The 4,980-nt window shown below is 60.4% G+C and carries 3 protein-coding genes; 1 reads left to right on the forward strand and 2 read right to left on the reverse strand.

From position 1 onward, the window contains the following. Positions 1-40: 40 nt before the first annotated feature. Together G1C97_RS11850 and G1C97_RS11855 are read right to left on the reverse strand one after the other, a co-directional pair. Positions 41-1,447, reverse strand: a complete 1,407-nt coding sequence (locus G1C97_RS11850) for a DUF4032 domain-containing protein (RefSeq protein ID WP_100497059.1) — start codon at positions 1,445-1,447, stop codon at positions 41-43. A gap of 177 nt (positions 1,448-1,624) precedes the next feature. Beyond that, positions 1,625-2,752, reverse strand: a complete 1,128-nt coding sequence (locus tag G1C97_RS11855; protein WP_100497058.1) for an ABC transporter ATP-binding protein — start codon at positions 2,750-2,752, stop codon at positions 1,625-1,627. A gap of 302 nt (positions 2,753-3,054) precedes the next feature. Here G1C97_RS11855 and G1C97_RS11860 point away from each other — a divergent pair, with 302 nt between their 5' ends. Then, positions 3,055-4,386 (forward strand): glycosyltransferase family 2 protein, encoded by a 1,332-nt coding sequence (locus tag G1C97_RS11860; RefSeq protein ID WP_240951145.1) that lies wholly within the window; start codon positions 3,055-3,057, stop codon positions 4,384-4,386. The last annotated feature ends 594 nt before the right edge of the window (positions 4,387-4,980 follow it).

Below are 4,980 nucleotides of genomic sequence, written 5' to 3' on the forward strand. Positions count from 1 at the left end.
GGAGAGGAGGACGAAGGAGGGGAGATGGGGGGGTAACGATTCAGTGGCTCCACACCGCCGCGTCGGGATCGTCGTCGGGGTTGTAGCCGTCGTAGTCGCCGTAGGTGTACTCGTCGTCCACCACGCCGGAATCGGCTTCGGCGTTCAGCTCGTCCACATCCTTCTTGTCCAGCTTGTACTGCGGCAACACATTCTCGATGTAGCTGGTCACGGCCTCGCCCATCGGCACATCGTGGCCGGCCTTCTCGGCCAGGAACCAACGGTGATCGAGCACCTCATGGAAGAACTGCGCCGGCTCGATCTGGGAACGATAATCGCGCGGAATCATACGCACGGTCGGCTCGTAGACCTCACGCATCCAATCGGTGGCCACAATCTCCAACTCTTCGCCGTCACGCCATGTGGAGGCACGGTAGGCGTCGAGATCGTTGAGCAGACGACGAGCCTGATTCTCCTGCACATCGAGACCGGTCAGACGCAGCAGCTTGCGGTTGGCGTAACCGGCGTCCACCACGCGCGGACGCACCAGCACACGCTTGCCATCCTCGGCGGTCTTCATTTCCAGCTCGTCCACGTCGAAGCCCAGCTCATTGAGCTTGTTGACGCGCTGCTCGATCTTCCACATCTCGTCCGGGCCGAACTTATCGGTATCGGTCAGGGCGCTCCACAGCGAGTGATAACGATCGGCCAGACGGTTGCCGACCTCGATCTCGTCCACATCGCTCGGCAGCAGACGGCCGGACGCCAAATCCATCAGTTCGCCGATGATATTCGTACGGGCCAAGTCGATATCGTATTCTCGCTGACCATCAGTCAGCTGTACCTGCAGATCACCGGTTTCGGCGTCCACCAGAAAAGCGGAGAACGCGTCGGCATCACGCAAGAACAAAACGTTCGACAGGGACACGTCACCCCAGTAGAAGCCGGCCAAGTGCAGACGCACCATCAGCACCGCCAGTGCATCAATCAATCGTTCGGCGGTATCGTGCTGCAGATTACGCGCGAACAGTGCGCGGTACGGCAGCGAGAACTTCAGGTGACGGGTGACCAGAATGGCTTCCAGCGGCTCGCCGTTCTTGTCGTGACGGCCGGTGACCACCGCGATCGGGGTGACGGTGGGCAGTTCGAGCTTCTGCAGTCGGCGCAGAATCTCGTACTCTCGTTCGGCCACCTGACGGGTGATTTCCTTCATGGCGTACACTTCGTCGCCCACATGCACGAAACGCACCACGTGGCGGGAGATGCCTCGCGGAAGGTTGGCGAGCAGGTCCTCAGGCCACGTGGCCAGAGGCTTGTGCCACGGCAATGTGAACATCTTCGGATTTGAACTGGCAGCGGTGATCTTCAGAGCCTGCGGCTCGCCCGAAGAGGTATGGCCGTCTTCGGCTTTAACCGACGTGGCCTTCAGCGCGCGCGGATCCATCTGGGGCAGATTGTTTACTTCCATAGCACTCCATCGTACTGAATTGTGGGGAACAGCTTGTTGTCATTATAGAAGCGGCACAGCGCAGACAAAAAGAAAAGCCCCGCTGCTATGCGGGGCTTTCCCAACGAGGTCATAAGAGAGGAAGAGAATAACCTCGTTTAATGGTTGACGAAGCGGTTAGACCTCGCCAAGTATCTACTAGTTCAGACGCAGCTCGGTCGACGGAGCGAACAGGTGCATCTTGGCCGGGTCGATCTTGATCTTGACGGTTGCACCGACCTTCGGCAGCGCACGCGGGTTCACACGAATCGTCGTGAGCTTGTTCTGGTCGGACATAACCTGAGATTCCTCGGCGGCGGAACCATCAGTGATGATGTTGCCGTAGATGTAGCCGTCGGAGCCCAGATCCTCGACGTTCACGACCTTCAGGGAGAAGGCGTTCGGGTCATCAGCCGGAGCCAGGCCAGCGTCCTCAGGACGGAAGCCGACCACGATCTGGTTGTTGTCCTCCGGGGTGAGCTTGTTGACGGCCTCAGCCGGCAGATCCACGGTGTCCTCACCGATCTTCGCCTTGCCGTTGACCACCGGGTGGGTGTTCAGGTTCATCGACGGGGAGCCGATGAAGCCGGCGACGAAGACGTTGGCCGGACGATCGTACAGCTCGGTCGGAGCGCCGACCTGCTGCAGGATGCCGAGCTTGATGACGGCGATACGATCGCCCATCGTCAGAGCCTCGGTCTGATCGTGGGTCACGTACAGGGTGGTGACACCCAGCTGACGCTGCAGAGCAGCGATCTGGGTACGGGTCTGGACACGGAGCTTGGCATCGAGGTTGGACAGCGGCTCATCCATGAGGAAGACCTTCGGCTCACGAACGATTGCACGGCCCATGGCCACACGCTGACGCTGACCACCGGACAGAGCCTTCGGCTTACGATCGAGGTACTCGGTCAGGTCGAGGATCTCAGCGGCCTTCTCGACGCGCTTGCGGATCTCGTCCTTCGGGGTGCCGGCGATCTTCAGAGCGAAGCCCATGTTGTCGGCGACGGTCATGTGCGGGTACAGAGCGTAGTTCTGGAACACCATTGCGATGTCGCGGTCCTTCGGCTGCATCGTGGTGACATCCTTGCCACCGATGAGGATGCGGCCCTTGTTGACCTCTTCCAGGCCTGCGAGCATGCGCAGGGTGGTGGACTTACCACAGCCGGAAGGACCAACCAGGACGAGGAACTCGCCGTCCTTGATATCAAGATTCAGATCATCCACAGAGGGCTTGTCGTTGCCCGGGTAGATACGAGTGACGTGGTCGAATACGACTTCTGCCATAATTACTAATCCTTTCAGAGGCAGGTACGTGCCTCACGATCCGTTGTAAAGGGATTGTTTGTTTCTTACTGTGCTTCGACCTACCGTAGCCATCTACCACATTGCTTCCGGGAACTGCAAGCCTCAGCGTTCACTTTTCCGGTTCAGTGAAGAATCTCTTCGTTGAGCCACGTCTCACTATACACGGCTCGACGGCCGGTGCAAGCAATGCGCCCGAAATCCGCGTTTCCCAGCGTGTCGCCACGCCACCGCAGCCGATTTCGCAGTGGCCGGCGACGGCACCCGGCGTTAGGCTTGAACCCATGGAACATGAGCCGTTGGTCAGCATCATCATCCCGGTATATAAGGTCGAGCGGTTCCTCGACGCATGCGTGGCGAGCGTGGCCGCGCAGACGTACACCAATCTCGAAATCCTGCTGGTAGACGACGGCTCCCCCGACTCGTGCCCGACCATGTGCGATGCCTGGGCTCGCAAAGACCCTCGCGTGCGCGTGATCCACAAACCCAACGGCGGACTTTCGGACGCGCGCAACGCCGGCATCGCCCAAGCCACCGGATCCTATATCTACTTCGCCGACTCCGACGACACCGTGGCCCCCACGCTGGTGGAAGACTGTCTCGCCGCCTTGCGCGACTACGACGCCGACCTCGTGATGTTCCAGTTCGACACCATCTCCGAAAACGGCAAGCCCCTGCTCTCGAACTACCGGCACAACGACTTTTCCGAAGTCCAGATCCTCACCCCGGTAGAGACCATCAAAAAGCAAGTCCGGGCTGAAATCGACGGCTATTTCTGGGCGTTTCTCGCACCGGCGTCGACCTACCAATCCACAGGGTTCTCTTTCCCGGTCGGCCGCAAAATCGAGGACCTTTCCCGCATCTGCAACGTGATTGGCGAGGCCACACGCGTGGTGCGCATTCCCAAGGTGCTGTACCACTACCGCATGCGTGAAGGCTCGATCACCGCCACGCTGGACCCGAAACTGACACGCGACTGGACCCGGGCCGCCGATGACCGCGAGACCTATATTCTTGAGCGGTTCCCCGAGCTCAAAGGGTTCATGACGTTGCAGCAGCTGAATTTCTTCGCCAATCTCGACTATGAGACCATCCGCCAGTCACTGATTGCCGGGCTCAAAATCGATCCCGAAGACGCCGACTCCATCCGTCGGCATATCGAGCGGCTGTCCAAAACCGCAACCGAAAGCGACGAGCCGATCCCAGACACCCTGCGGGAGCTCCTCGGTCTGCTCAAGCTCGGCGTGGCCAAATTCGCGGACAACGCCGTGGATGCGCTGTCCGCGGCCGCGCCGAATGGCACGTTGGATGCCGCGGATGCCGGTGCCGCGAGGGGTAACGCGCCGGGTAATGCATTGGGCAACACGGCCGGTCGCCTTTCGTCTTCGTCGCTTTTCTCCGGTTCGCTACCGTTGGCGACCGCCTCGAACCCAGCGACGTCGGCGGCAGAAGGCAGCAAGGACGATGAGCCGACACTGGCGGAACGTTTCCGCGATATGCGCGAGGATTGGCGTCAGTTGCGCATTCAACATATCGAGGCCGTCGAGGAACGCAAGGCTGAGCGCAAAGCCGAGCGCCTCGCCGCCCGCAATGGCGTCACTTTCGAGCAGGAGTAGCCGTATCGCGACATCGCGGCCTTATTTCAGCGCTGTTGCGCTCCGCCGCCGCACCACCTCGATCTCGCCCTATATCGGTTCCGCCTCCGTTACGGCCCGTTCTCACCCCCATATCCATCCAGCCTTACGCTCCCCTTTCTCAAGTCCTTTCCCATCACGCTCGTCGCAGCCCTATCCGTACCGCGTCTCCGCCCTATTTCGCTTACAAGGGGCTGATTCCCGTCGTCCGAAACATCTATCTGCTTTACAAGGGGCTGCTGCTCAAGTACATAAACCCGCAAACGGCATAACGACGTTGTCGTGTAAGGCCGAATATGGGTGTTATCGTCCCACCGCAGCCCCTTGTAACGCAGATAGACCTTCCGACAAGCGGGAATCAACCCCTTGTAAGCGAGTTAGCTCCGCAAAAGCCCATTCCCGCCCGCAAAACCGCAAACCGCCCCCCCCGCCCGCCCCCCGCCCCCCGCCAAACGACCCCCACGATGCCCCGCCAAGAACCCAAACCCGGAGAGCGGAGTCATGTCAGCAACCCGCGCGCGGCCGGGTCAGAACGAGACGTAACGCGGCCTGGACGCGCCGGCTACTATGCAACGG

Source organism: Bifidobacterium olomucense, from assembly GCF_012932375.1.
GTDB lineage: Bacteria > Actinomycetota > Actinomycetes > Actinomycetales > Bifidobacteriaceae > Bifidobacterium > Bifidobacterium olomucense.